We start from the raw sequence: 275 nt of genomic DNA, 5'->3' as shown, positions 1-275 counted from the left end.
AGAATGCGGGCGCGATCACGTTCCGCATTCTCCATCGCGCCCGCCCCGAAGTCCGGAACCGCCAGCACGTCGAGCTTCTGGAAAGGGAAGCCGATGCCGAAATAGTTCTCCAGCGCGGCCACGATCTTCGGCGTCAGCGACAACGCATAGCCGATGCGCCTGCCGTTGCCGCGCGCCGTCACGCCCCGGATGTGCAGTGGCTTCGACCGGTACCTGTTTGGCGGCGCATAGCCGCCGTCCACGATGTCCAGCGGCCCCACCGCCAGCGCCACCAG

At 67.3% G+C, this 275-nt stretch carries 1 protein-coding gene; it reads right to left on the bottom strand.

The features are described 5' to 3' along the window. Nucleotides 1–275 (bottom strand): M1 family aminopeptidase (locus tag RMT89_RS42865; RefSeq protein WP_315889172.1); only part of this gene is annotated, 275 nt, incomplete at both ends.

Source organism: Streptomyces sp. P17, from assembly GCF_032436805.1.
Classification (GTDB): domain Bacteria; phylum Actinomycetota; class Actinomycetes; order Streptomycetales; family Streptomycetaceae; genus Streptomyces.
This window is presented reverse-complemented; position numbering and strand designations above follow the sequence as displayed.